This is a genomic window from Kitasatospora sp. NPDC092039, from assembly GCF_044756065.1.
Lineage (GTDB): Bacteria > Actinomycetota > Actinomycetes > Streptomycetales > Streptomycetaceae > Kitasatospora.
On sequence record NZ_JBIVSD010000014.1, the window covers coordinates 232,410 to 258,133 of the forward strand.

The 25,724-nt window shown below is 74.3% G+C and carries 25 protein-coding genes; 13 read left to right on the forward strand and 12 right to left on the reverse strand.

What is annotated here, in order from left to right; all coding sequences use genetic code 11:
• Positions 1–46: 46 nt before the first annotated feature.
• On the forward strand, positions 47–1,096 hold the full coding sequence (locus ACIQI7_RS26400; protein WP_387749834.1) for an ABC transporter ATP-binding protein: 1,050 nt from the start codon (positions 47–49) through the stop codon (positions 1,094–1,096).
• 23 nt (positions 1,097–1,119) lie between these two features.
• Here ACIQI7_RS26400 and ACIQI7_RS26405 read toward each other — a convergent pair whose 3' ends face one another.
• The 5 genes from ACIQI7_RS26405 to ACIQI7_RS26425 all read right to left on the reverse strand — a co-directional run bounded on the left by ACIQI7_RS26405 (position 1,120) and on the right by ACIQI7_RS26425 (position 7,166).
• Positions 1,120–2,838: an ABC transporter family substrate-binding protein gene (locus ACIQI7_RS26405; protein WP_401114046.1), complete on the reverse strand. Its 1,719-nt coding sequence runs from the start codon at positions 2,836–2,838 to the stop codon at positions 1,120–1,122.
• 134 nt (positions 2,839–2,972) lie between these two features.
• Entirely contained in the window at positions 2,973–5,336 is a 2,364-nt protein-coding gene (locus ACIQI7_RS26410; protein WP_401114049.1) for a hypothetical protein, read from the reverse strand.
• 243 nt (positions 5,337–5,579) lie between these two features.
• Positions 5,580–6,038 carry a DUF6113 family protein gene (locus tag ACIQI7_RS26415; protein ID WP_401114052.1) on the reverse strand — a complete coding sequence of 153 codons (459 nt, stop codon included), beginning with the start codon at positions 6,036–6,038 and terminating at the stop codon, positions 5,580–5,582.
• Positions 6,035–6,943, reverse strand: coding sequence for an N-acetyl-1-D-myo-inositol-2-amino-2-deoxy-alpha-D-glucopyranoside deacetylase (gene mshB, locus ACIQI7_RS26420; protein WP_401114055.1), 909 nt, complete (start codon positions 6,941–6,943; stop codon positions 6,035–6,037). Before mshB ends, ACIQI7_RS26415 begins: the two co-directional genes overlap by 4 nt.
• 28 nt (positions 6,944–6,971) lie before the next feature.
• Positions 6,972–7,166, reverse strand: a complete 195-nt coding sequence (locus tag ACIQI7_RS26425; protein WP_188296382.1) for a DUF2304 family protein — start codon at positions 7,164–7,166, stop codon at positions 6,972–6,974.
• A 314-nt stretch (positions 7,167–7,480) separates the two neighbouring features.
• Here ACIQI7_RS26425 and ACIQI7_RS26430 point away from each other — a divergent pair, with 314 nt between their 5' ends.
• From ACIQI7_RS26430 to ACIQI7_RS26450, 5 genes are all read left to right on the forward strand, one after another.
• Positions 7,481–9,634, forward strand: coding sequence for a prolyl oligopeptidase family serine peptidase (locus tag ACIQI7_RS26430; protein ID WP_401114057.1), 2,154 nt, complete (start codon positions 7,481–7,483; stop codon positions 9,632–9,634).
• A gap of 201 nt (positions 9,635–9,835) precedes the next feature.
• The gene (locus ACIQI7_RS26435; protein ID WP_401114060.1) at positions 9,836–10,798 is read left to right on the forward strand and encodes an ABC transporter ATP-binding protein; all 963 of its coding nucleotides are present in this window, start codon (positions 9,836–9,838) and stop codon (positions 10,796–10,798) included.
• On the forward strand, positions 10,795–11,517 hold the full coding sequence (locus ACIQI7_RS26440; RefSeq protein ID WP_387749855.1) for an ABC transporter permease: 723 nt from the start codon (positions 10,795–10,797) through the stop codon (positions 11,515–11,517). The genes ACIQI7_RS26435 and ACIQI7_RS26440 overlap by 4 nt, the downstream gene beginning before the upstream one ends.
• 8 nt (positions 11,518–11,525) lie before the next feature.
• Positions 11,526–12,776, forward strand: a complete 1,251-nt coding sequence (locus ACIQI7_RS26445; protein ID WP_401114063.1) for a sensor histidine kinase — start codon at positions 11,526–11,528, stop codon at positions 12,774–12,776.
• A gap of 62 nt (positions 12,777–12,838) precedes the next feature.
• The gene (locus ACIQI7_RS26450; protein ID WP_401114066.1) at positions 12,839–13,192 is read left to right on the forward strand and encodes a hypothetical protein; all 354 of its coding nucleotides are present in this window, start codon (positions 12,839–12,841) and stop codon (positions 13,190–13,192) included.
• Between the two features lie 87 nt (positions 13,193–13,279).
• Here the strand turns inward: ACIQI7_RS26450 and ACIQI7_RS26455 are convergent, their stop codons facing one another.
• Both ACIQI7_RS26455 and ACIQI7_RS26460 read right to left on the reverse strand, forming a co-directional pair.
• Positions 13,280–13,789: a GNAT family N-acetyltransferase gene (locus ACIQI7_RS26455; protein WP_401114069.1), complete on the reverse strand. Its 510-nt coding sequence runs from the start codon at positions 13,787–13,789 to the stop codon at positions 13,280–13,282.
• Positions 13,783–14,727 (reverse strand): MerR family transcriptional regulator, encoded by a 945-nt coding sequence (locus tag ACIQI7_RS26460; RefSeq protein WP_401114072.1) that lies wholly within the window; start codon positions 14,725–14,727, stop codon positions 13,783–13,785. The genes ACIQI7_RS26455 and ACIQI7_RS26460 overlap by 7 nt, the downstream gene beginning before the upstream one ends.
• An 81-nt stretch (positions 14,728–14,808) precedes the next feature.
• On the opposite strand from ACIQI7_RS26460, the gene ACIQI7_RS26465 reads away from it, so the two are divergent.
• A complete protein-coding gene (locus ACIQI7_RS26465) occupies positions 14,809–15,438 on the forward strand; it encodes a response regulator (RefSeq protein ID WP_387694240.1) in 630 nt (209 codons plus the stop codon).
• Between the two features lie 36 nt (positions 15,439–15,474).
• Here ACIQI7_RS26465 and ACIQI7_RS26470 read toward each other — a convergent pair whose 3' ends face one another.
• Together ACIQI7_RS26470 and ACIQI7_RS26475 are read right to left on the reverse strand one after the other, a co-directional pair.
• Positions 15,475–16,347 (reverse strand): transglutaminase family protein, encoded by an 873-nt coding sequence (locus ACIQI7_RS26470; RefSeq protein WP_401114076.1) that lies wholly within the window; start codon positions 16,345–16,347, stop codon positions 15,475–15,477.
• 145 nt (positions 16,348–16,492) lie between these two features.
• Positions 16,493–17,437, reverse strand: a complete 945-nt coding sequence (locus ACIQI7_RS26475; protein WP_401114079.1) for a GNAT family N-acetyltransferase — start codon at positions 17,435–17,437, stop codon at positions 16,493–16,495.
• A gap of 199 nt (positions 17,438–17,636) precedes the next feature.
• Between ACIQI7_RS26475 and fdxA the strand changes: the two genes are divergently transcribed.
• Entirely contained in the window at positions 17,637–17,963 is a 327-nt protein-coding gene (gene fdxA, locus ACIQI7_RS26480) for a ferredoxin (RefSeq protein ID WP_030061559.1), read from the forward strand.
• Between the two features lie 20 nt (positions 17,964–17,983).
• On the forward strand, positions 17,984–19,132 hold the full coding sequence (gene dapC / locus ACIQI7_RS26485) for a succinyldiaminopimelate transaminase (protein ID WP_401114082.1): 1,149 nt from the start codon (positions 17,984–17,986) through the stop codon (positions 19,130–19,132).
• Positions 19,133–19,213: 81 nt separating this feature from the next.
• Here dapC and ACIQI7_RS26490 read toward each other — a convergent pair whose 3' ends face one another.
• On the reverse strand, positions 19,214–20,020 hold the full coding sequence (locus tag ACIQI7_RS26490) for a hypothetical protein (RefSeq protein WP_401114085.1): 807 nt from the start codon (positions 20,018–20,020) through the stop codon (positions 19,214–19,216).
• A 303-nt stretch (positions 20,021–20,323) separates the two neighbouring features.
• Complete coding sequence (locus tag ACIQI7_RS26495; protein WP_401114087.1) at positions 20,324–21,361, reverse strand: hypothetical protein; 1,038 nt, start codon at positions 21,359–21,361, stop codon at positions 20,324–20,326.
• A gap of 204 nt (positions 21,362–21,565) precedes the next feature.
• On the opposite strand from ACIQI7_RS26495, the gene dapE reads away from it, so the two are divergent.
• Positions 21,566–22,642, forward strand: a complete 1,077-nt coding sequence (gene dapE, locus ACIQI7_RS26500; RefSeq protein WP_401114090.1) for a succinyl-diaminopimelate desuccinylase — start codon at positions 21,566–21,568, stop codon at positions 22,640–22,642.
• Between the two features lie 111 nt (positions 22,643–22,753).
• Positions 22,754–23,563, forward strand: a complete 810-nt coding sequence (locus ACIQI7_RS26505) for a TIGR00730 family Rossman fold protein (protein WP_401114092.1) — start codon at positions 22,754–22,756, stop codon at positions 23,561–23,563.
• A 1-nt stretch (position 23,564) separates the two neighbouring features.
• On the opposite strand, the gene folP is transcribed toward ACIQI7_RS26505, so the two are convergent.
• Positions 23,565–24,377 carry a dihydropteroate synthase gene (gene folP / locus ACIQI7_RS26510; protein ID WP_401114125.1) on the reverse strand — a complete coding sequence of 271 codons (813 nt, stop codon included), beginning with the start codon at positions 24,375–24,377 and terminating at the stop codon, positions 23,565–23,567.
• A gap of 181 nt (positions 24,378–24,558) precedes the next feature.
• Between folP and ACIQI7_RS26515 the strand changes: the two genes are divergently transcribed.
• Positions 24,559–24,999, forward strand: coding sequence for a DivIVA domain-containing protein (locus ACIQI7_RS26515; protein WP_401114095.1), 441 nt, complete (start codon positions 24,559–24,561; stop codon positions 24,997–24,999).
• Complete coding sequence (locus ACIQI7_RS26520; RefSeq protein ID WP_401114098.1) at positions 24,996–25,589, forward strand: DNA-3-methyladenine glycosylase I; 594 nt, start codon at positions 24,996–24,998, stop codon at positions 25,587–25,589. The genes ACIQI7_RS26515 and ACIQI7_RS26520 overlap by 4 nt, the downstream gene beginning before the upstream one ends.
• Positions 25,590–25,724 lie beyond the last annotated feature (135 nt).

The following is a 25,724-nucleotide window of genomic DNA, read 5'->3' on the forward strand; positions in this document are numbered from 1 at the left end:
TCTGCGCCCAGTGGTGGACGCCGTGGTGCTGAGGAGGGCCGCTCTGATGGACGCGGTGGAGGTGATCGGCGGCGGCCGGGGAAGCGTGGAGCCCGGGACGCCGCTGCTGGAGGTCGACGACCTGCACGTGGAGTTCCACACCCGGGACGGCGTCGCCAGGGCGGTCAACGGGGTGAGCTACTCCGTCGCGGCCGGGGAGACACTGGCGGTGCTGGGGGAGTCAGGCTCGGGCAAGTCGGTGACGGCGCAGGCGGTCATGGGCATCCTGGACATGCCACCGGGGCGGATCACCGCGGGGCGGATCCTGTTCCGCGGCGAGGACCTGCTGACCATGGGCGCCAACGCCCGGCGGTCCATCCGGGGTGGGCACATCGCGATGATCTTCCAGGACGCGCTGTCGGCGCTGAACCCGGTGCTCAGCGTGGGCTACCAGCTGGGGGAGATGTTCCGGGCGCACCGCGGCGTCTCCCGCAGGGAGGCGAGGGAGAAGGCCGTCGAGCTGATGGAGCGGGTGCGCATCCCGGCCGCCCGGCAGCGCGTCGGCGACTTCCCGCACCAGTTCTCCGGCGGCATGCGCCAGCGCATCATGATCGCGATGGCGCTGGCCCTGGAACCGGACCTGATCATCGCGGACGAGCCGACCACGGCCCTGGACGTCACCGTCCAGGCCCAGGTGATGGACCTGCTCGCGGACCTGCAGGCCGAGTACAACATGGGGCTGATCCTGATCACCCACGACCTGGGCGTGGTCGCCGACGTCGCGGACAAGATCGCGGTGATGTACGCGGGCCGGATCGTGGAGACGGCCCCGGTGCGGGAGCTGTACGCCCGGCCCGCCCACCCGTACACCCGGGGGCTGCTGGACTCGATCCCCCGGCTGGACCAGAAGGGCCGGAACCTGCACGCCATCAAGGGCCTGCCGCCCAGCCTGCTGAGCCTCCCGGAGGGCTGTGCCTTCAACCCCCGCTGCGACCGCGCCCAGGACCGCTGCCGGACCGAACCGCCGTCGCTGACACCGGTGACCGGCGAGCACGGGACGGAGCTTGCGGGCCGCCGCAGCGCCTGCCACTACTGGCGCGAGACGCTGCACGGCTGAGGCCCGCCCGCCCCGGACGGCGGCTACTTCACGAAGCCGACGTTCTCCCAGACGATGTCGGACAGGCCCTGCGCGCCGATGTTGGCGAGGTCGGCCTTGGCGCCGAACAGCTGCGGGCGCTGGTAGAGCGGCAGGACGCCGGCCACCTTCCAGAGCTCGCCGTCGGCCTGGTTGATCGCCTCGGAGGCGGTGGCGGCGTCGGTCGCGGCGGCGGCCCGGTCGAGCGCGGCGTCCACCGCCGGGCTGCCCGCGCCGACGTGGTTGGTGCCGCCGCCCTGGACGAAGTTGGCGCGGTTGCCGCTGGCCGGGAAGGGGGTGCCGAGCAGCGAGTAGGCGGCGATGTCGAAGTCGTTGCGGTTGACGTACCGGTCGAAGAACTCGTTGGCGGGGGCGGTCACCGTGGTGACCTTGATGCCGACGTCCTTGAGCATCCTGGTGGTGCTGGCGGCCTCCGTCTGGGCCGGGGTGACGCCGGCCGGGACGACCATCCGCAGGTTGAGCTCGTGGCCGTCCTTCCTGCGCACGTCGCCGTCCTGCTTCCAGCCGGCCGAGTCCAGCTTGCGGGCGGCCTCGGCGGGGTCGTAGCGGGCCAGGCCGAGGGAGTTGTCGCGGTAGCCGCTCTGGTTGGTGACCAGCAGGTGGTTGTTGAGCGGGACGGCCGGCCAGTCCAGACCGCTGAGGTCGGCGCGGATCACCGCGTCGCGGTTGATCGCCTGGAAGACGGCCTGGCGCACGGTCGCGTCGCCGAGCAGCGGGGAGCGGGCGTTCAGGGTGAACTGGCGGAAGTCCGGCCCGCCGGCCCGGCGCACCACGGCGCCCCTGGTGTTCTTGACGGCCTGGTAGCCGGCCACGTCCGGGCCGATGTTGACGAGGTCGAGCTGCCCCTTGGCGAAGGCGGCGGGCATCGCGTCGGGGAGCATCGCGTGGAAGACGATCCGGTCCAGCACCGGCTTGTCGCCCCACCAGGAGGGGTCGGCGACCAGGGTGACGGTCTGGGCGGCGCGGTCCAGCTGCTCGACCCTGAACGGGCCGGCGGTGACCGGGACGGCGTCGACGTAGGAACTGTTGAACAGCTCCGGGGTGGAGATCCGGCTGGCGGGCAGCAGCGGGGCGTTGCCGGCGCTGTTGAACATCGACTGCCACTCGGAGAACGGGCGGTCGAAGGTCATCACGGCCTGGAAGTCGTCCTTGCCGCGCTCGACCGCGGAGACCAGCTCGAAGCCGGTGCTGCTGGAGGACTTGTAGGCCGGGTCCTTCCCGTTCAGGGCGCGCCAGTTGGCCTCGATGTCGCGCCAGGTGATCGGGGTGCCGTCGGACCAGTGGGCCTTCGGGTTGAGGGTCCAGGTGACCACCTGCCGGCCGTCCCTGAGCTCGGCGCGCACGTCCTGCAGGTAGGCCGGGTTGGGGGTCTGGGTGCCGGCCGCGTCCGAGCGGAAGAAGGTCGGCAGCAGCGGCTTGGTGACCGCGATGGTCGAGGACTCGCTGCCGTCGGTGTGGATCGGCGACCACTGGCGGGAGAACTGGGCGATCGCCAGGTTCAGGGTGCCGCCCTGGCGCAGCCGGGCCCGGTCCTGCGGGTTGATGTCGACCGAGGTGAGCTTGGGCGACGCGGGGGCGGACGGCAGGGCGTCGGAGCCGGAGCCGTCCTTCCCGGACGTGCAGGAGCAGAGCGCCAGCGAGAGCGTGAGGGCGGTGAGACCGGCGAGCAGGGCCGTCCCGTGGTGCTGGAGGCGGCGGCGCATCGGCGTGCTCCCCGTGGTGGACGTGGCGGATGGTGTGGCGTCACATCTTGCTGACCGGGAGGGGGCGTTGTCGAGGGGCGGGCCCGGATGCGGGCCCGCCCCTCGGAAGCGCGGTCGGTCGGACCGCGGATCGGTCAGACCGCGAACTTGAAGGTGCGGTCCTTGTCGCCGGTCTTGTCGAGGACCGAGGCGATGCCGTCCGCGACGTCCTGCGGGGTGACCGCGACCAGCTGGCCGTTCTTCTTGACCTTCACCTTGTCGAACACGTTGCCCAGCTGGGCGGAGAGCGCGTCGAGGTCCCACTTGGGCACGATCTTGCCGGAGGCGTCCGGGACGAGGGTGAGCACTTTGGCGGCGGTCTTCGGGCCGAAGTCCCAGGACTTGGTACCGGCGACGACGTGCACCTTGCCGGAGGCCACCTGCTTGCCGAGGCTGTCGGCGGCGGCCTGGAGGGCCTGGGTGGAGTTCTTCGGCTGGGCGGCCGTGACGGCGAGGGCGATCGGCTGCTCGGGCTTGCCGTCGGCGCGGTCGCGGTAGGCCTGCGCGATCACGTCCAGGGCGCCCGCCGAGTCGACCGCCTGGCCGGCCCGGCCGGGCACGACGATCGGCTCGCCGTTGACGTCGCCGAACTTGACGTACCCCTCCTGGAGGCCCTGGCCGGAGCCGGCCGCCAGGGTGTCCAGGGCGGCCCTGAGCTTGGCCTTGTCGACCTTGACCTCCGGGGCGACGGCCTTGGTGCCGCCCTTGAGCGACTTGATGACGTCGACCGGGTTGTAGCTGTGCTGGGCCAGGCCGTCCACGGTGGCGGTGGTGTCGAAGCTCAGCCCGGCGACCGTCGGGTCGAGGTCCACGGTCTGGTCGCCGATCTTCAGCTTGATCGGCTGCTGGCCGGCCTTGCCGACCGACTCGTCCAGCTGGTGGATCGCCTGGTCGCGGCTGCTGCCGCCGATCTCGGTGCCGAGCACCACGGTGCCCTTGGGGACGTCGGACTGGTTGAGCATCAGGCCGGTGCCGTACGCGGCGGCGCCGAGGAAGAGCACCGCGACGACGCCGTAGACGCCCAGCTTGACCAGTTTCTTGCCGGCTCCGCCGCGCTTGGCCTTGGCGGGGGCGGCGGGCTCGGCCTTCGCCTTGGCGGGGGCCGGAGCGGGGGCGGACCGGTCGCCCTGGTCGCCCTCGGTGGTCTCGGTGTCCTCGGGCCGGAGGCCGGGGGCCGGCATCGGGGTGACCGCGGTGGCCTCCGGGTCGCCGGGCAGCTGCGCGCCGCCGGGCGCGCCCGGGAAGAGGGCGCCGGGGCCCGCCGGGGCGGCGGGGACGTCCTGGCCGGGAGCCGTCGGGCGCTGGGCGGCGAACGGGTCGGTGCCGGTCGGGCGCTGGGCGGCGAACGGGTCGGTGCCCGTCGGGGCCGAGGCGAACAGGCCCGGCTGGGGACGGCCGTCGGCGCCGTTCGGGGCGCCGTTCCGGGACAGGCCGGGTATCGCGGCGGGCGGCGGGGCGTTGTCGCGGATCGGGGCGAAGCCGTCGACCGAGGTGTCCTCCGGGTTCGGCTCGCCGGCCGGCCCGGCCTGCGGGTGCGGCGCGGGCGCCGGGTGGCCGTTCGGCTGGAAGCCGTTCTGCGGGCCGGGCTGCCGCGGGCCGCGCTCGTCGCGCCGCTGCCCGTGGTTCTGCCGCTGCCCGTTCTGCTGGCCGCGGTTGCGCTGCGGGAGGCCGCCCTGGGGGCCGGCGTCGGGCACGGAGGTGCCGAACGGGTCGGCGACCGGGGCGAAGGGGTCCGCGGCCTCGTACACGCCGGGCTCCTCCGCCGGGGCCTCGGCGCGGAACGGCGCGGCGGGCGCGGCCGGGTTCGGCTGCTTGCCCTGGGCGGGCACCGGGCGGCCGTTCGGGGCGCCGTTGGCGCGGGCGGCCGGCGCGGCCGGGCGGGCACCGCGCGGGCGCGGCTCGGCGGCGGTGCCGGGCGCGGCCGGGGCCTCCGTCGGGCTCGCGGCGCCGGCCGGCACGGTGGCCGGGGCGGGCTCGGCGGCCGGGGCCTTCTTCTGGCGCGGCCGGAACCAGGCGCCGGTGGACTCCGACTCGGAGGTGGCCGGCGGGATCGGCGGGATCTGCCACTCCGGCGGCAGGTTCGGCTGGGCGGCCTGCTGGCCGCCGTCGTCCATCACGCCGAGGACGGGCGAGGCCGGCGCGGAGCGGTGCCGCGGGCCGCCCGGCTCGGCGGCGGCCGGGGCGTCATCGCCCGGGCCGTCCTCGTTCTTGACGGTGCTGCGGACGACGACCGGCGGGATCGGACGCGAGCCGGGGATGTTGATCCGGACCCGGGTGGTCAGGGTGGTCTCGGTCTTCGGACCGTCGTCCTCGCCGCCCGACGCGGCGCCCGGTCCGGCGTCGGCCCGGTCGCCGCCGGGGAGCCCCGGTGTGCCGTAGGGCGGGGTGCCCGACGGGTAGGCGTCCGGGCCCGTGCGCCGGGGCGTCGGGTGGGCGTTGTCAGATTCGCGGCTGCTCAATGCTGCTCTGCTCCGGGTTCGCGGGCGGGCCGTGCGGCGCGACCGCGGTTCGTGGTCGCCGGGCCTTGACTGGGGCGGGCGGCGGTCGGGTACGGCGTTCTGCGGGACCACCATACTGGGAAGAACTGAGCGGCGAACGGCTTCGGACAGATCCTGATACGTCCGGTTCCTCCGGTATGAGAGTAAGGCCGCGAGCTCCTGACTGCTCGTCGTGCGCGGTGCGTACGCCGCGCGCGACCCGGGTCAGCGCGTGGGGCCGGGCGCTCCCGGGAACCAGCTGGTGCGGGTGGGCAGGGTGGCGCAGATCACGCCCAGCACCGAGCCGGCGAACAGCCAGGCCAGCGAGGTGGCGTTGGACCACAGCACGTTGTCGCCCTCGGCCCGGGGCACGATCAGCAGCAGCATCGCCAGGAACCAGCCGGCGGCGGGCACGCCCGCGCCGAGCCGGGTGCCGGTGACCCGCAGGCCGCCGTAGAAGGTGGCGGCGGTCGCGGCGAGCGCCAGCAGGACCCCCACCGGCGGCCACAGGGCCTGCACAAAGGATCCGCAGACCGACACCGCGACGCCCAGCAGGAAGAACAGGACATAGGCCGCGAGCCGGGCGACGCGCGGCGGCTGGGCCTCGGCCAGCCGCTCCTCGCGGGTGCCGAGGACGACGGCGGGCAGCGGGCGGCGCGGCGACGGGGCGGCGGACCTGCTCATCGGGTGCCCTCCTCGGGCCGCGGGGCGTCGGACGCGAGGCCGGCGAACAGGTCGTCCTCCGGCTCGCCCGGCCCGGCCTGGCCGTGCACCAACTGGTAGTACTCGGTGGCGAACAGCGGCTGGGCCAGGTCGTTGGAGAGTGCGAAGAAGTCGCCGTCCACGGTGATCTGGGTGGCGTGGGCGGCCATCGCGGCGCGCTTGCGCCCCGCGTACGCGGCGCCGTCGAGCACGGTGGTGACCACCTCGTCGTCGACCACGCCGGGGACGTCGGCGGGCCGCGCGACACCCGGGAAGGAGGCCTTGGCCGCGGCCTCGGCCAGTCCGGCGTCGAGCACCGAGCAGGGCATCCGGTTCCAGTACACCTTGGCGATCCGCCAGGCCGGGCCCAGCTCCGGGCGGTACGCCGGGTCGGCGGCCAGCTCGTACGCGCGCGTCGCGACCCGGTGCGCCTGGATGTGGTCCGGGTGCCCGTAGCCGCCGTCCGGGTCGTAGGTGACCAGGACCTGCGGGCGCACCTCGCGGACCACCGCGACCAGGTGACCGGCCGCCTGCTCGACGTCCGCCCGCCAGAAGCAGCCGGGCGCGTCGTTCTCGGGCACGCCCATCATCCCGGAGTCGCGGTAGCGCCCGGGGCCGCCGAGGAAGCGGAAGTCGGTCACGCCGAGGGCGCGCATCGCCTCGGTCAGCTCGCCGATCCGGTACGCGCCGAGGGTGTCGTCCCGATCGGCCGTCAGGTGGGCCAGCTCCGGGGGGATCACCTCGCCGCCCTCGCCGAGGGTGCAGGTCACCAGCGTGACCCGGGCGCCCTCGGCGACGTACCGGGCCATGGTGGCGCCGTTGCCGATCGACTCGTCGTCGGGGTGCGCGTGCACCAGCAGGAGGCGGCGTCCGGTAGTCGCGGTCATGGAGGAAGCCTAGCGACCGCCTCGGGGGTCAGAGCCGCAGGCCGTTGATCATTCCGGCGAGGTTGCTGGTGACCTGGCTGATCGACGGGGCGATCGAGCTGGAGGCCAGGTAGAAGCCGAGCAGCGCGCAGACGATGGCGTGCGCCAGCTTCAGGCCGGAGCGGCGGATCAGCACCACCACGATGACCAGCATCAGCACGGCGGCGGAGATGTTCATGGCCATGTCGGCTCACACCCCTTCTCGGGCACGCCGCCCCGGGGGAGGGCGGCGAGGGACGGTGCGGGACTGCGGGCTGCGGGCGACCGCGGTCCGGGACGGGGCCCGACGGTCACCCACCGGACAAGTCATACCCGATGGGTGAGGGTGCCATTACCTTCGGTGAGGCCGTGCGCGCCGGGGCACGGTGGCGTCCGAGGGGCGCATGGGCCGGTCGGAGGCGGTTTCGACCCCTTTGGGGTGCACTTGCGGACGATGCTCCGAACGAGTGATCAACGTGCGTCCGGGGGCGGTGGTCCGGCGTCATAAGGTCTGGTGCCATGACCTCCCACACCTCTGCCGACACCTTTCCACGGCAGTACGCGCGGACCCTGCGGTACACCGTCGGCGCGCCCCGCTCCTTCTCCGTCGCGCCCGACGGCTCGCGGGTCGTCTTCCTCCGCTCGCGCTCGGGCCGCGACCGGGCCAACCTGCTCTGGACCCTCGACACCGCCACCGGCGAGGAGCGGGTCGCCGCCGACCCGGCCGCGCTGCTCGGCGGTGGCGAGGAGGACCTCTCGCCGGCCGAGAGGGCCCGCCGCGAGCGCAGCCGCGAGGGCTCGGCCGGCATCGTCGGCTACGCCCTGGACGCGGCCGGCGGACTCGCCGCCTTCGCCCTCTCCGGCCGTCTGTTCACCGCCGACCTGGCCACCGGCGCCACCGCCGAACTGCCCGCCGAGGGGCCGCTGCTGGACCCGCGGCCGTCCCCCGACGGCACCCACGTCGCGTACGCCAACACCGCCGGCGAGCTGCGGCTGACCCGCACCGACGGCAGCGGCGACCGGGTGCTCGCCGAGCCGGACGGCCCGAACGTCACCTGGGGCCAGGCCGAGTTCATCGCCCAGGAGGAGATGGACCGCGACCGCGGCTTCTGGTGGTCCCCGGAGGGCGACCGGCTGCTGGTCGAGCGCGCCGACGACGGCGCGGTGCGCCGCTGGTGGATCGCCGACCCGGCGAACCCGGACCGCGAGCCCGCCGAGATCGCCTACCCGGCGGCCGGCAGCGCCAACGCCGAGGTCGGGCTCTGGCTGCTCGACCTGCACGGCGGCCGCACCGAGGTGGTCTGGGACCGCGAGGCCTACCCGTACCTGGGCCGGGTGCACTGGTCGAAGGGCGGCGTACCGCTGCTCCAGGTCCAGACCCGCGACCAGCGCGGCCAGCGGATCCTCGGCCTGGACACCGCCACCGGGGCCACCGAGGTGCTGCACGAGGAGAAGGACGGCGCCTGGCTGGAGCTGTTCCCGGGCGCGCCGGCCTGGACCCCGGACGGCAAGCTGGTCCGGATCTCCGACGAGGGCGGAGTGCGGGCGCTGGTGATCGGCGACCGCACCGTGACCGGGGCCGACCTGCACGTCCGCTCGGTCGTCGCGGTCACCGAGCGGGAGGTGTTCTTCAGCGCCTCCGGCGGCGCCGAGGAGGCCGACCCCGAGCCGGGCTGGGTCGGCGTCGGCCGGATCAGCCACGACGGCACCCGGCTGGGCTGGGAGTCCGCCAACGGACGGCCGTTCACCTCCGTCACCAGCGCGGTGCACGGCGGCGGGATCACCGTCCGCGCCACCGCCGAGCCCGACCTGCCCGGCACCCTGGTGCAGGTCGCCCGGGACCTGCCCGAGGGCGTGGTGGTCGACGACGTCGCCACCGTCGCCTCGTACGCCGAGACCCCGGTCATCACCGCCCGCCCGGTCTTCCGCTTCGCCGGCGAGCGCCGCATCCCGGCCGCCGTCTTCCTGCCGACCGGCTACGACCGCGAGCGGGACGGCCTGCTGCCCGTCCTGATGGACCCGTACGGCGGCCCCGGCGGCCAGCGCGTCTACCAGGCGCACAACCCGCACCTGCAGTCGCAGTGGTTCGCCGACCAGGGCTTCGCCGTGGTCGTCGCCGACGGGCGCGGCACCCCCGGGCGCGGGCCGGCCTGGGAGAAGTCGATCGCCTTCGACTTCGCCGGCTCCACCCTGGACGACCAGGTGGAGGCGCTGCGGGCGCTCGCCGGGGAGTTCCCGCTGGACCTCGACCGGGTCGCCATCCGGGGCTGGTCGTACGGCGGCTACCTCTCCGCGCTCGCCGTGCTGCGCCGCCCGGACGTCTTCCACGCGGCGGTGGCCGGGGCGCCGGTCACCGACTGGGAGCTGTACGACACCCACTACACCGAGCGCTACCTGGGCGACCCGGCCGAGCGGCCCGAGGTGTACGCCGCCAACTCGCTGAGCGGGTACGCGGCGGGCCTGGAGCGCCCGCTGATGATCATCCACGGGCTGGCGGACGACAACGTGGTGGCCGCGCACACCCTGCGGCTGTCCTCGGCGCTGCTCGCCGCCGGGCGCCCGCACACCGTGCTGCCGCTGTCCGGCGTCACCCACATGACCCCGCAGGAGGAGGTCGCGGAGAACCTGCTGCTGCTCCAGGTCGACTTCGTGAAGCGCTCGCTGGGCCTGTGACACCCGCCTGACCCGCGCTCCCGGCGGCCGGTACCCCTGTCCCCGCGGACTGACAGGGGTACCGGCCGCCGGCATGACATCCGTCATGCCCAAGGCACGACGGCGGACACTGCCGCCGCCACCCGCCCGCGCGGGACTCTGAGGTGGTGCGAACAGCACCGACGCCACGGGCGTGACACCACCAGGGAGAGGAGCGGGGCGATGGTGACCGAGGTGGCCGCCTTCCGCGGCGTGGGCAAGAGCTACGGGCGGGTGCGCGCCGTGGACGGACTGGACCTCGTGCTCAGGCCGGGCGAGACCGTCGCCCTGCTCGGGCCGAACGGCGCCGGGAAGTCCACCAGCCTGGACCTGCTGCTCGGCCTGCGCGACCCCGACCAGGGCAGTGTGACGCTGTTCGGCGGCGCCCCGCGGGCCGCGATCGAGGCCGGCCGGGTCGGCGCGATGCTGCAGAGCGGCGGGCTGATGTCCGACGTCAAGGTGCGCGAGCTGGTACGGCTCGCCTGTGACGTCCACCCGCGCGGTCGGTCGGTCACGGGGGTGCTGACCGACGCCGGGATCGCCGAGCTGGCGGAACGACGGGTCGACAAGCTGTCCGGAGGCCAGGAGCAGCGGGTCCGCTTCGCCCTGGCCATCGCCGGCGACAGCGATCTGATCGTGCTGGACGAGCCCACCACCGGCATGGACGTCGGCGTGCGGCAGTCGTTCTGGGCGAGCATGCGCGCCCAGGCCGACGCCGGGCGCACGGTGCTGTTCGCCACCCACTACCTGGAGGAGGCCGACTCGGTCGCCGACCGCGTCCTGGTGCTGCACCGGGGCCGGCTGATCGCCGACGGCAGCTCGGCGGAGATCAAGGCGCGGGCCGGCGCCCGCCGGGTCGCCTTCGAGCTCCACGACGAGGACGGGGGGTTCCCCGACGAGGCGGTGCTGCGCACGCTGCCGGGCGTGCGGTCGCTGGACGTCACCGCGAGGGTCCCGGGGGTGCGGACGGTGCGGATCCGGACCGCGGACGCCGACGCCTGCGTGGCCGGGATCTACCGGGCGGGGCTGTACCCGCGCGGGCTGGAGGTCACCGGCGTGGGCCTGGAACAGGCCTTCCTGACCATCACCGGGGAACAGGACCGCGAGGACCGCACCGAGAACGCCGACAAGGAGGGCGTGCGATGACCACCCTGATCCGGCTGGAGGTCCTGCGGACCCTCCGCAACCGCCGCTACCTGCTCTTCACCGTCGCCTACCCGGCGCTGATGTACGTCTTCTTCATCAACGCCTACAGCTCCACCCGGCTGGCCGGCGGCCTGCCCGTGAAGACCTACTTCATGGTCTCGATGGCCACGTTCGGCGCGGTCGGCGCCGTCCTGACCAACAGCGCGCAGCGGATCTCGCTGGAACGCCGGAGCGGTTGGGTGCGCCAGCTGCGGCTGACCGCGCTGCCCGGCCGGGCGTACACCGTCGGCAAGATCGCGGCGAGCGCGGTGACCACGCTGCCGGCGATCCTGGTGGTCTTCGCGGTCGGCGCGAGCCAGGGGGTCTCGCTCACCGCGGCGCAGTGGACCGCACTGGCCGTCGCGCTCTGGCTGGGCAGCTTCGTCTTCGCCGCGCTCGGGGTGGCCCTCGGGTACGCGGCGGCGCCGGACGCGGTGCAGACCATCGTGATGATCACCTACATGGCGATGGCGCTGCTCGGCGGCACCTGGTTCCCGGTGAGCGGCTCGATGGAGAGGTTCGCCCGGTTCAACCCGGTGTACCTGTACAACCAGCTGGCCACCTTCACCCAGCCCGGGCACTCCCTGGACACCGTCGCCGTCCTCGGACTGGCCGCCTTCCTCGGGGTGTTCACCACCGCCGCCGCGGCGCTGTACCGCCGCGACACCCGCCAGGCATGATGATCCACATGAGTGACGCGCGCCAGGCCCACCGCCCCGACGAACCGCCGGAGGTGGGCGTGGCGCGCGCGTCGTTCCTGAACGTGCCCGGTTCCCCGGTGGAGAGCAGGCGGCAGCTGCTGGTCAAGGTCGCCTGGATGACGCTGTGGATGCTCTACCTGGCGTACCCGGCGGGCGACCTGCTGGGCGGCGGCCACAGCACGGTCGGGACGGTGCTCGGCTGGTGCTGCCTGGCCGGGTTCGTGGTCGCCTACATCCTGCTGGTGATCTTCCGCTCCCAGGCCGGGATGCGGCCGAGGGCCTGCCTGGTGATCGTCACGACGATGGTCGGGCTCGCCGTCGCCGCCTCGGTCGGCCTCGGCCCCGCCTTCCTGACCCTGTTCATCTACGCCTCGGTGTGCGTCGCGATCATCGTGCCGGTCCGGTACGCGGTGCGCGCCCTGGTCGCCATGGCGGTGCTCACCGCGGCGATCGGGACGGGCGTCGGGGCCGGTGCCGACACCGTCTCCACCTTCGCGCTCAGCGCCTTCCTCTCCGGCATCGCGATGACCGGGCTGCAGCGGCTGGTCGCCACCATGAAGGAACTGCGCGAGGCCCGGGCCGCGGTCGCCCACCTGGCCGCCTCCGAGGAGCGGCTGCGGCTCGCCCGCGACCTGCACGACCTGCTCGGGCACTCGCTGTCGCTGATCACCCTGAAGAGCGAGCTGGCCGGGCGGTTCATGGACGCCGGCAAGGACGAGGCGGCGCGGGCACAGGTCGCCGACATCGAGCAGGTCGCCCGGCAGTCGCTGATCGACGTCCGGGAGGCGGTGACCGGCTTCCGCCGCCCGACCCTGCCGGTCGAACTGGCCGCCGCCCGTACCGCGCTGGCCGCCGCGCAGGTCCGGTTGGAGGCCTCGCCGGAACTGGTGGACGCCTGGCCGTCGCTGGCCGACGAGGAGACCGGCGCGCTGGCCTGGGCGCTGCGCGAGGCCGTCACCAACGTCGTCCGGCACGGCGAGGACGCCACCGTCTGCACGGTGACGGCGGACGAGAGCTGGGAGGCGAGCGGCGAGCGCTATGCCGTCCTGGAGATCACCGACAACGGGCGCGGGCCGGGCAAGTCCCAGCCGGGCAACGGCCTGTCCGGGCTGGAGGAGCGGCTGGCGCTGGTCGGCGGGCGGCTGGAGACCGGGCCGGGAGAGCGCGGACGGGGCTTCCGGCTGCGGGCCTCGGTGCCGCTGCGGACGGCGCCCGCCCCCGTGTCGAAGTCCCCCTGAGCGACGGCGGTTCCGGCACGGAACGGGGAACCCGGGCGGCGGGATCGAGCGTCGTACCGGACATGCCCACTGTTCTCGTCATCGGCTTCGACCCGTACGCCGTGCCCGGCATGGACGGCGACGCCGTGCAGGCAGTCCTGGACGCCGAGCTCGTCCGCTTCGCCGAGCACGGCATCGAGGCCGCCACCGCGCTGGTCGCCCCCGACGGCACCGCCGAGCCCGCCGTCGTGGCGGCCCTCACCGGCCGGGACTGGGACGTCGTCGTCATCGGCGGGGGCATCCGCAAGCCCGAACCGGCGCTCCTCTTCTTCGAACTCGTCGTCAACCTCGTCCGCCGCCACGCCCCCCGGGCCGCGCTCGCCTTCAACACCGGCATCACCGACAGCGTCGAAGCCGCCAGGCGCTGGCTGCCGTAGCGGGAAGCCGGCCCGGCCGGCTTCCCGCGCGGCGGGCTCCGGTACTCGCGGGTGGGGCGCGGTCGTTCCGGAAGTCAGGGCGTGCCCTCAGCCCGGGTCGGCCGGGTCGGCCAGGTCGGTCAGCTCGCGGCGGTAGGCGAGCGCGGGGCGGTCGCCGAGGAGGAACTCGTGCCCGAGCTCGAAGCCGTTGCGGGTGAGGACCGCCTGGGAGGCGGGGTTGTCGACGGTGGTGACGGCCGTGAGGAAGCGCAGGCCGTAGGCGGTGGCGGCGAGGCGGCAGACCTCGGCGACGGCGGCGCCGGCGACGCCCCGGCCGGTGGCGGATTCCGCGACGCGGTAGCCGAGTTCGGCCCCGCCGTCGGCGAGGTCGACCAGGTTGACGCGGCCGACCAGGACGCCGGCCGCGTCGCGGATCACGTGGAACCGGCAGACGCCCTCGGCCTGTTCGGCGAGGAGGGCGGCGTGGCGGTCCGCGAACCGGGCGAAGTAGTCGTCGCCGCGGTCCGGGATGCTGCGGGCGAAGAAGGCACGGTTGGTGCGCTCGAAGTCGAGCAGGGCCTCGGCGTGGTCGGGGCGCAGCGGTTCCAGGGTCAGCATTCCGCCAGTCTGGCCCGAAGGGCCTCGCCGAACCACTCGAATACGTCCCGCAGGCTCTCCTGGACCGGCCAGCCGTTGACGGTCGCCATCAGCTGCCAGTAGCGCTCGGCCCTCGGGTCGTCGGCGACCCGGAGGCGGTCGGACAGCCACTGCCGCAGGCCCGCGTCGTCCGGGCGGCCGAAGACCTCGGCGTAGGCGGCGGTGAGGGCGTCGACCACCGGGTCGGCGGCGGGGGAGCCGGGGGCGATGCCGGCCGCCAGCGCGGCCCGGACCCGGGAGGCCACCGTCCCGGTGAGCCCGGTGTGCAGGCCGGTGCGGTCCCCGTCGGCGCGCTCGGCGGCCTGCTGTTCGGCCATCCGGCGCACCGCCGCCCGGAAGTCCGGGTCCTGGACGAGTTCGCCCAGCTCGACCCAGGCCTCGACCTGCTCGGCCGTCGGCTCGTCGGGCAGTTCGGGCATGGCGGAGCGCATCATGGCGACGAACTCCGGGTTGGCGTCCAGGCCGCCGAAGGCCTCGTCGATGAAGTCGTGGACCAGGCGCCGGCGTTCGGCGTCGGAGAGCTTGGCGAGCTTGTGCATGAGTCTCATCTCCTCGGGTGTGGAGCCGCGTTGGGCGACGGCGAGCAGCACCGCCCGGCGCAGCCGGAGCGTGCGGATCTGCACCTCCAGCGCCTCGGCGTGCGCGGCGGCGACCTCGTGCAGCGGGGCCTCCCGCTCCAGCACCCGGCGGATCGCGGGCAGGTCGAGCCCGAGTTCGCGCAGGGTGCGGACGAGGTCCAGCCGGGCGAGGGCGTGGACGTCGTACCGCCGGTAGCCGGCGGCGGTGCGGTCGGTGGGCGGCACCAGGCCGGTGTCGGCGTAGAACCGGATGGCCTTGACGGTGAGCCCGGTGCGGCGGGCCAGGTCGCCGATCGAGTAGAGCGTGTCGCTGCCGTCCATGGGGCCCACTCTGGACTCTCCCCTTACCGGAGACGCAAGCCCGTCGGCGCGGGGTTCGGCGCGGGCCCTAATGTCTTGGCCATGAACGACACTGACAACGGGGCCTCGATCCGCGTGCTGCTCGCCGAGGATCAGGGGATGGTCCGGGAGGCGCTGGCCGCGCTGCTCGGGCTGGAGGGGGACATCGACGTCGTCGCGCAGGTCGGCCGCGGGGACGAGGTGGTGGCGGCGGTGCTCGCGAACGACGTGCAGGTCGCCGTGCTGGACATCGAGATGCCGGGGATGACGGGCATCGAGGCGGCCGCCGAGCTGCGGGGCCGGGCGCCCGGGACGAAGGTGGTCATCGCGACGACCTTCGGCCGGCCCGGCTACCTGCGCCGGGCGATGGAGTCGGGCGCGGACGCCTTCCTGGTGAAGGACGCGCCGGCCGCCGAGCTGGCGGAGGCGATCCGCCGGGTGCTGCGCGGCGAGCGGGTGATCGACCCGGTGCTGGCCGCCGCCGCGCTGGCGGAGGGCGCCAACCCGCTGACCCCGCGCGAGCGGGACGTGCTGGGCGCGGCCGCCGACGGCGCGGTGAACGCGGACATCGCCCGGCGGCTGCACCTGTCCGAGGGGACGGTGCGCAACTACCTGTCGATGGCGATCCAGAAGACCGAGGCCCGCAACCGCACCGAGGCGGTCCGGATCGCCCGCGAGAAGGGCTGGCTCTAGGCGGCGGCCCGGGCGGCCCCGGAGGTGCCGCCGGGTTCAGTTGAGCCGGTGCCGGGCCGCCCGGGCCTCCTGCCGGACCTTGGCGGCGGTGTCCGGGTCGAAGGCGTCCAGGATCTGCGCGTAGGCGTCCATCTCCGCCGAGCCGCCGAGGAAGTCCCCGGTGCGGACGAGGAGTTCGGCCCGCTCCAGCCGCAGCTGGGCGGGGTGCCGGGGCAGCAGCAGGGCGAGTTCGGTGGCCCAGAGCTGGGTGCGGGCGTGCTCGGGGCGGTCGGCGGCCCAGACCCGGATGTTGCCGAGCACCCGCAGCACGATCTCCAACGGCTGGGCCGGGGTGAGCAGGGCGGGGGTGAACTCCTCCCCGGCGGCGGCGACCAGCCGCTCGACGTCCTCCTGGTCGAGCAGCCGCCCGCCGTGGAACGGGTCGGCCAGGACGTACTCCTCGCCGCCCGCCGGGCCGCCGACCGCGACGATGAAGTGGCCGGGCAGCGCGATGCCGTGGACGGCCAGCCCGGCCCGCCGGCCGACCGCCATCCACACCAGGGAGAGGGTGATCGGCAGTCCGCGCCGCCGCCGCAGCACCTCGGGCAGCAGCGAGGACTCCAGCCGCCGGTAGTCCGACTGCCGCCCGTGGAAGCGCTCCCGCCCGCCGAGGACCGCGGCGAGCAGGGCGGCGGTCTCCTCCGGCCCGGTGGGCGCCCGCTCGGCGACCGCCTGCCGGACCGCCGCCGCGTGCCGTTCCAGCGCGGCCTCGCAGGCGGCGAGCAGCGCGTCCACGCCCGGCGGCTCGCCGGGGTCGCCGGGGTCGGGCACCATGCCGTGCTCGGCGGCGGCGAGCAGGCACAGCAGCACCGGGTCGGGCTGCTCGGAGCGGGCGGCGGTCCGGAAGCGGTCTCTGCTCTGCTCGGTCACGGTGACGGCGACGGCTTTCGTACGGCGGACGGACAAGACGGCGGACGGGCGGACTGGCGGATGAACCAGCGGACGAGCGGTCGGACGAACGGTCGGACGGACCGGCCGGCGAACCGGTGGACGGGCGAACGGTACGGCCTGGCGGCTACCCCTGGGGAAGCAGGGCGTAGTGGTAAGTGTGACTGGTCGTGAACCCGAGCCCGTCATAGAGCGCGATCGCCCCCGCGTTCTCCGCCTCGACCTGGAGGTAGCCGCCGCTCGCCCCCTCCTCGGCCGCGCGCGAGGCGAGCACCGCCATGACCGCCGTGGCCAGCCCGGCCCGCCGGGCGTACGGCTGGACCTCGATCGCGCCGAAGCAGGCCCAGTCCCCCTCGATGACGCAGCGTCCGATCGCCGCCGGCGGCTGCCCGGGGGCGCCCGGTACGGTGGCGAACCAGACCGAGGGGCCGCCGTGCAGCACCCGCCGGGCCGCCTCCTCCACCGCCGGGTCGCCGCTCACCCGCCGGTACACCGACAGCCACCGGTCGTCCGCGGTGCGCGCCAGCCGCACCCGGTCGAGCCCGGCGCCGGCCCGGGCGAGCCCGGCCAGCGGGGCGGTGAGGACCAGGGTGGGCGCGTACCCGGCCCCGAGCCGGTCGAGCTCGGCGACCAGCGTCTCCGGCGAGCCGGGGGAGACCACCTCGACGTACGCGGGCAGTCCGCGCGCCGCGTACCAGGCGCGGACCTCCGCCAGCGCCTGAGGCAGCGGCAGTCCGGGGTCGCCGAGGGCCTGGACGGAGTTGGCCCGCCGGGTGAACCCGGCCGCCGCGCGCAGCGTCCACTCGCCGAGCCGCTCCTGCTCGACGGCGGGCCAGCCGCGACCCGCGATCCGCTGCAGCCCGACCGGCGTGGTGGCCGGCAGGGGGGCCCGCCGGGCCGGGAACGGCGGCACGACCTTGCCCGCCACCAGCAGCCTCTCCGGCAGGAACACCGGATCGCCGGAGCGCGGGGCGACCGTCAGGCCGTGATCGTCCCACGATGTGAGCACGCCGATCGAATCACGGAACACCGGCCGGTCGTCCACGAACTCCGCGAGGCGCCGGACGGACACGCGTCGTCCCACGTCAGAGCGATCTATCCGGACCTCCGGACGGTCGCCGACCGGGTTGTCCGTCGCCATCTGGCCACCTCCTGTGCATTTGCGGTCCCCGACCCGCGATACTAGGGGCGGGCATCGACGACGCCGCGCTCACCGCGCACGGCAGCAGAACAGAACGGGCCACCAGGCCCTTCCGAGGAGGAACGACAGCGTGACCTACGTCATCGCGCAGCCTTGTGTCGACGTGAAGGACAAGGCGTGCATCGAAGAGTGCCCGGTTGACTGCATCTACGAGGGCGAGCGATCGCTCTACATCCACCCGGATGAGTGTGTCGACTGTGGCGCGTGCGAGCCGGTCTGCCCGGTCGAGGCGATCTTCTACGAGGACGACACTCCGGAGGAGTGGAAGGACTACTACAAGGCGAACGTCGAGTTCTTCGACGACCTGGGTTCGCCCGGCGGTGCCTCGAAGCTCGGCCTGATCGAGCGTGACCACCCGTTCATCGCCGCTCTGCCGCCGCAGAACGCCGACCACTGACGATCGGTGGCAATTCAGCTGTGAGCACCAACAGCACGCGCGCGCCGTTCCCGGGCCACCCGGGGGCGGCGCGCCGCGTTTCGGACAAGCTCCCGGTCTTCCCCTGGGACAAGCTGGAGCCGTACAAGAGGACCGCCCTGGCCCATCCGGGCGGGCTCTGCGACTTCTCCGTCGGCACCCCGGTGGACCCGGTCCCCGAGGTGGTCCAGAAGGCGCTGGCCGCGCACACCGACACCCCGGGCTACCCGACCGTCTGGGGCCCGCTGGAGCTGCGCGAGGCGATCGCCGGCTGGCTGCACCGCCGGCTCGGCGCGCGGATCGGCCCGCAGGCCGTGCTGCCGACCGTCGGCTCCAAGGAGCTGGTGGCCTGGCTGCCGACCCAGCTCGGCCTCGGCCCCGGCGACCAGGTCGCCTACCCGCGGCTGGCCTACCCGACCTACGAGGTGGGCGCCCGGCTGTGCGGCGCGGAGCCGGTCGAGTACGACTCGGTGGACGAGCTGGACGGCTCCCGGGTGCGCCTGCTCTGGGTGAACTCGCCGTCCAACCCGACCGGCCGGGTGCTGGGCGCGGACGAGCTGCGCCGCGCCGTGGAGTGGGCCCGGGAGCACCGGGCGCTGCTGGTCAGCGACGAGTGCTACCTGGAGCTGGGCTGGGAGGCCGACCCGGTGTCGGTCCTGGCCCCGGAGGTCTGCGGCGACGGCCACGAGGGCCTGCTGGCCGTCCACTCGCTCTCCAAGCGTTCCAACCTGGCCGGCTACCGCGCCTCCTTCGTGGCGGGCGATCCGGTGGTGGTCGGGGAGCTGCTGGAGGTGCGCAAGCACGGCGGCATGATCGTGCCGGCGCCGGTGCAGGCGGCGACGGTCGCCGCGCTCGCGGACGACGCGCACGTGACCGAGCAGCGCGAGCGGTACGCGGCCCGGCGCTCGGCGCTGCGGGCGGCGCTGGAGGCGTACGGCTTCCGGATCGAGCACTCCGAGGCCAGCCTCTACCTGTGGGCGACCCAGGACCGCCCGTGCTGGGAGACCGTGGCCGAACTGGCCGACCTGGGCATCCTGGTGGCGCCCGGCGACTTCTACGGGCCGGCCGGCGACCGCTTCGTGCGGGTCGCGTTCACGGCGACCGACGAGCGGGTCGCCGCGGCCGTGGAGCGGCTGGGCGCGGCGCGCTGACCGCACCCGGGGGGCCGTACGGCGAAGGGGGCCGGTGTCACGGACACCGGCCCCCTTCGGGCTTCTCCGGGGAGGCGGGGGTTACAGCGGCAGGCCGCCGCCGAGGTTGCCGCCGTTGAGGCCGCCCAGCAGGCCGCCCAGCGGGCCGAGCGCGCCGGTGAGGCCGGACAGCGGGCTGTTCGAGCCGAGGTCGGCACCGCCCAGGCGGTTGGCCGACCCGTGCTCGGCCAGGCCGAGCACGTCGGTGGCGGGCAGGTCGGCCGGCAGGGCGCGCTCGACCGAGCCGAGCGGCAGCGCACGCTGCACCGCGCCCACCGGCAGGGCGTCGGCGACGGCGGTGCCGCCGGGGACGGCGCCGGTGAGCGTCTCGGCGCCCGGCACGGCCTGGGTGACCGAGCCGGTCTGGGTGAGCCCGCCGAGCGGGCCGGTGTCGGCGGTGGCACTGCGGGTGCCCGCGCTCTTGCCGGTGACGGCCTCGCCGAGCTTGCCGGCCAGGGCCGAGGCGACCTTCGGGGTGACCGAGGAGAGCTGGCCCGCGGTCGCGGCGGTCTGGTCGACCGGAGCGGTCAGTGAGCCGGCCTTCTCGTTCGCCTCGGGAAGCTGCTGGGCGACGATGTTGCCCGCGGCGTCGGCGGAGGCCGGTACGCCCGCGGCGACGGTGGCCGCGCCGGTGGTGCCGGCGGCCTGGCCGAGCTGGTGGGTGGTGTGCTGGAGGGTGGAACCGGTGTCGTTGTTGGTCAGCTGGCCCAGCGGTGCCGCGAGGTCGCTCTTGGGCAGCAGGGCGTCCCCGCCCAGGGCGGACGCGGAACCGGCCGCGACCAGCGGGGTCGCTCCGGCGGCCACGATGAGCGCGGCCTGGGCGATCCGGCGCGTGAGGGGGTGAGACATGGGGCTCCTCGAAGGGGTCTGGGTCAGTCCCGTCCGCCCTGGGGACCGGGAGTGGACGACCGGGCGGACGACGTTGTTACCGCTTGAGAAGCCAGAAGGTTTCGGCCGGTGCAAGGAAGCTTCCTGACCGACCATCGGATCGTACGACCGCAGCAGGGTCGCCCGCCGGGCCCGGTCGGACGCCGTCGAACCGGCCCGGCCAAGGGGAGTGACGGTTCTCCACCCCGGTTCGCCGGAACGGGGGGTCGGTCCACCGGGGTTGACCGGAATCACCCGATCGGCGGCAACCCGAACACCAGTGCGTCAGCCCTTGTCGGCCGGGGCCAGAGTGACCTGGACGAGCTTGGTCGAGGTCCCCGAGGTCTGGGTCTGCCAGCCGTCCTCGGACTTGGACTTGCGCCAGATCTTCCCGTCGTAGGCGACCGTCGCGATGCCCAGCTGCTGGGCCTGGGCGACCGCCCAGTGGGCGACCTCCCAGCCGCTCGCCCGCTCGGCGCCCACCCCGCCGTCCGCCCCCGCCTCCGAGGAGGAGGTCAGCGCGGCGGTGGCCGGGTCCGGGGTCAGCGAGACGGCGTTCTCGGCGCCCTTGATGGTCGAGGCGTAGCCGGTCGCCGGGGTCACCGTGCGGCCGAACTCCCGGCGCACCCGGTCGGACAGCACCTGGGCCCGGTCCGGCGCCGCGGCCGGGGTCGCGGTCGCGCCCGGGGCGGCGGAGGCGGAGGCGGAGTCCGCCGGGTCCGGCTTGGCGTAGTCGTGCACCACGCAGGTGAACGAGGCGGGCTCCCGGCCGGCCAGCGCCGTGGTGAGCAGCGTCGCCTTGGTCTCGTGCTTGGCGTAGGCCTGCGGGTAGCCGCTCTTCTGCACCGTCTGCGCGGCGTCGGTCAGCGGCATCCGGGTGTAGCCGGGGACCTTGACCAGGCCGTCCAGGAACTTGTTGGTCGCGTACACCGGGTCCGAGATCTGCGCCGGGGTGCCCCAGCCCATCGACGGCCGCTGCTGGAAGAGGCCGATCGAGTCCCGGTCGCCGCCCGCCAGGTTGCGCAGCTTGGACTCCTGCATGGCGGTCGCCAGCGAGATCGTGGTCGCCCGGTCCGGCAGCCCGCGCGAGCGCGACACGGCGGCGATCGTCGCGGCGTTGGCGGCCTGCGGCAGCTCCAGCGTGCCGTTGCCGGCCGCGGTCTTCACCGAGCACTCCTCGGACGCGCCCGGCCTGAAGCCGAACCACCAGATCCCGACCACGGCCAGACCGGCGACCAGGGCCAGGCCGAGCAGCCCGACGATCACCATCAGCAGGGCGCGCAGCGGCCCGCGGCGGCGAGTGGGCTCCTCTTCGTCGCCCAACTCCTCGCTGCTCCTTCTCCTGGCCACCGTCGCCCCTCTCGCGCCTGCTCCCTGAATGCGACACCGTACCCACTCGGACGGATGTGCGGCGCCCCCCGGTTGCCGATGTCCGTCCGCGCGCCTCCCCGTGCCCCGGCCGGCGGTCCGGTCCGTGTCACCGGGCGGACCCGCCGGAGGGACCGCGCCGCGCACTAGGCTGGCCCCATGAGCAGCCCGAACCCGACGCCCCTGGACCTCACTCTCGACGGCGGGACGCTGACCGCCCGGCTCGTCGACTTCCCCTCGGTGAGCGGCGACGAGCAGGCGCTCGCCGACGCCGTCGAGGCCGCGCTGCGGGGCTACCCGCACCTCACCGTGGACCGCCACGGCAACAACGTGGTCGCCCGGACGAACCTGGGCCGGTCCGAGCGCGTCGTCCTGGCCGGCCACCTGGACACCGTGCCGATCGCCGACAACCTCCCCTCGTACGTCGAGGGCGACCTGCTCTACGGCTGCGGCACCTCGGACATGAAGTCCGGCGTCGCCGTCCAGCTGCGCCTCGCCGCCACGCTCCCGGAGCCCAACCGCGACCTCACCTTCGTGTTCTACGACTGCGAGGAGGTGGAGGCCCACCGCAACGGCCTGGGCCACCTCGCCAAGGACCGCCCGGAATGGCTGGCCGGCGACTTCGCGGTGCTGATGGAGCCCAGCGGCGGCATGGTCGAGGGCGGCTGCCAGGGGACCCTGCGGGCGCAGGTGCGGCTCACCGGCGTGCGCGCCCACGCGGCCCGCAGCTGGCTCGGCGACAACGCCATCCACCACGCCGCCGAGGTGCTCACCCGGCTCGCGGACTACCGGCCGCGCCGGGTGGAGATCGACGGCCTGGAGTACCGCGAGGGCCTGAACGCGGTCCGGATCGACGGCGGCGTGGCCGGCAACGTGATCCCGGACGAGTGCGTCGTCACCGTCAACTTCCGCTACGCGCCGGACCGCAGCGAGGCGGACGCGGAGAAGCACGTGCGCGAGGTCTTCGACGGCTTCGAGCTGACCGTCACCGACTTCGCCGCCGGCGCCCTGCCCGGGCTCGCCCAGCCGGCCGCCCAGGCCTTCCTGGCGGCCACCGGCGGCCAGGCCCGGGCCAAGTTCGGCTGGACCGACGTCGCCCGGTTCAGCGCGCTCGGCGTGCCGGCGGTCAACTACGGCCCCGGCGACCCGAACCTGGCGCACAAGCGCGAGGAGCACTGCTCGCTGAGCGCCATCGCCGAGGTCGAGGAGCGGCTGCGCGCCTGGCTGACCAGCTGAGCAGGGCACCGGGCCGATCGTCCGATCAACGGCCGAACGCCACCTTCCGGTTGCCCAACCGACCTTCCCCCGTTGCCTGAAAACGGGGGAGGGCGGGCGTAGGGTTTCGTCATGACAGGCACAGGAGACGAGAAGCACTACGGTCACGGTCCCGAGCAGGTCGGGGTGCCGCGGAAGAAGAAGGCCTGGCCCGAGAAGCAGCAGGGCCCGGTGCTGGTGCGCCGGGACCAGGTCGGTACCAGCACCACCGACCAGCGCCTGCTGGACACCACCGGTCCCACCGACTGGCTGCACACCGACCCGTGGCGGGTGCTGCGGATCACCTCGGAGTTCGTCGAGGGCTTCGGCGCCCTCGCCGAACTCCCGCCCGCCATCAGCGTCTTCGGCTCCGCCCGGACCCCGGCCGACTCACCCGAGTACCAGGCGGGCGTGGCCATCGGCCGGGCCCTCGCCGAGGCCGGCTACGCGGTGATCACCGGCGGCGGCCCGGGCGCGATGGAGGCCGCCAACCGCGGCGCCTCCGAGGCCGGCGGCCTCAGCGTCGGGCTCGGCATCGAGCTGCCCTTCGAACAGGGCCTCAACGAGTTCGTCGACCTCGGACTGAACTTCCGCTACTTCTTCGTCCGCAAGACGATGTTCGTGAAGTACGCGCAGGGCTTCGTGGTCCTGCCCGGCGGCCTCGGCACGCTGGACGAGCTGTTCGAGGCGCTCACCCTGGTCCAGACGAAGAAGGTCACCCGCTTCCCGGTGATCCTCTACGGCAGCGCCTACTGGGGCGGGCTCTACGAGTGGCTGAAGAACACCCTGGTCGAGCAGGGCAAGGCGGCCCCGCACGACCTGGAGCTGTTCCACATCACCGACGAGATCGACGAGGTCATGAAGATCCTCGCCGACGCCCGCCGGCCCGCCGGCGAGATCTAGGTCACGCCAGCCCCCGGCGGGCGACCGCCGGGGGGCGGGTGCCCCGGATCGAGGCGACCATGTCCAGCACCTGGCGGGTCTCCGCGACCTGGTGCACCCGGTAGACCCGGGCGCCCAGCCAGGCCGAGACCGCGGTGGTGGCCAGGGTGCCGAGCAGCCGCTCGTTCACCGGCCGGTCCAGGGTCTCGCCGACGAAGTCCTTGTTGGAGAGCGAGACCAGCACCGGGAAGCCGGTCGCGGTCATCTCCGGCAGCCGCCGGGTGGCCTCCAGCGAGTGCCGGGTGTTCTTGCCGAAGTCGTGCCCCGGGTCGATCACGACCGCGTCCCGCCGCACGCCCAGCTCCACCGCGCGCTCGGCCAGGCCCACCGTCACCCGCAGGATGTCCGCCATCACGTCCTCGTACCCGACCCGGTGCGGCCGGGTACGGGGCTCGGCGCCGCCCGCGTGGGTGCAGACCAGCCCGGCGTCGTACCGGGCGGCCACCTCGGCGAGCTTCGGGTCCACCCCGCCCCAGGCGTCGTTCAGCAGGTCCGCGCCCACCTCGCAGACCGCCTCGCCGACCTCGTGCCGCCAGGTGTCCACGCTGATCACCGCCCCGGGGTGGCGCCTGCGCAGCTCGGCCACGAAGGGCACGGTGCGCCGCAGCTCCTCCTCGACCGTGACCTCGTCGCCCGGCCCGGCCTTCACCCCGCCGATGTCCAGGATCGCCGCGCCCTCGGCCACCGCCCGGTCAGCGGCGGCGAAGGCGGCCTCGTCGGCGAAGGTCGCGCCCTTGTCGAAGAACGAGTCCGGCGTCCGGTTGACGATCGCCATGATCACCAGCTCGTCGTCGGCGAATTCCCGCGGTCCCAGGCGCAGTGCCACCGATGTCTCCTCCACAGCTCCTACGGGTGCGATGATGGCCCCCGGCCTCACTAAGGGACCATGCTGTCATGATCAGTGTGGTTACCTGCCACCACATAGCGGACCGGCCGGGAGTTCGGGAGGACAGCTCGTGTTCTGGGTGATCGTGGTCGCCATGGCCGTGGTGGTCGGCGGTGCCGCCCTGGTGGCGCTCGGCGGAGGCGGCTCGATGCCGGAGGCGGCACCGGACCGGATCTCCGCGCGACTGCCGCAGGACCGCCCGCTGGGCAAGGCGGACGTGGACGAACTGCGCCTGCCGATGGCGCTGCGCGGCTACCGGATGGACGAGGTGGACGACGTTTTGGACCGCCTCGGCGCCGAACTCGCCTACCGGGACGCGCGGATCGCCGAGCTGGAGGCCGCCGCCCACCTGCGCGGCGCGGTCGAGGCGACCAGCGCCCCCGACCCGGCGGCCGAACCGCTGCCAGGCCTGGAGCAGTTCGCCCAGGTGGTCGAGCCGGCCGCGGTGACCGCCACCCAGCCGGCCGCGGAGCAGGCCCCCGAGGACGCCAGGCCGGGGACGGAGAAGTGACGGACGCCGTCGAGGGCGCGGTGCTCGGCGCGGACGGCCTGCGCCGCTGCGGCTGGGGCGACTCCACCGACGACTACCGCGTCTACCACGACACCGAGTGGGGCCGGCCGGTGCACGGCGACGACGCGCTGTTCGAGCGGGTCTGCCTGGAGGCCTTCCAGTCCGGCCTGTCCTGGCTGACCATCCTGCGCCGCCGGGAGGGCTTCCGGGCCGCGTTCGCGGGCTTCGAGATCGCCAGGGTCGCCGAGTTCGGCGAGGCGGACCGGGAGCGCCTGCTCGCCGACGCCGGCATCATCCGCAACCGGGCCAAGATCGAGGCGGCGATCGCCAACGCCCGGGTCGCCCGCGACCTGGAGGGCGGTCTGGACGCGCTGATCTGGCGCTTCGCCGCCGAGCCGGGCCGGCCGGCCCCCCGCGCGCTGAGCGAGGTGCCGGCCGTCACGCCGGAGTCGACGGCGCTGGCGAAGGCGCTGAAGAAGGCGGGCTTCCGCTTCGTCGGCCCGACCACCGCCTACGCCCTGATGCAGGCCTGCGGACTGGTCGACGACCACCTGGCGGACTGCCACGTCCGCACCGCCGCCGGGGGCTGACCACCCGGGGCCGGGCGGTCGCCGTACCAGGCCAACTGCTCTAGGCCGTGTCTCATAATTGATCTTGTGGTGGGTCGAGGAGAGATAACGGATGCTGCGTGGGCTCGGATTGAGCCGTTGCTGCCGCAGCGGGAT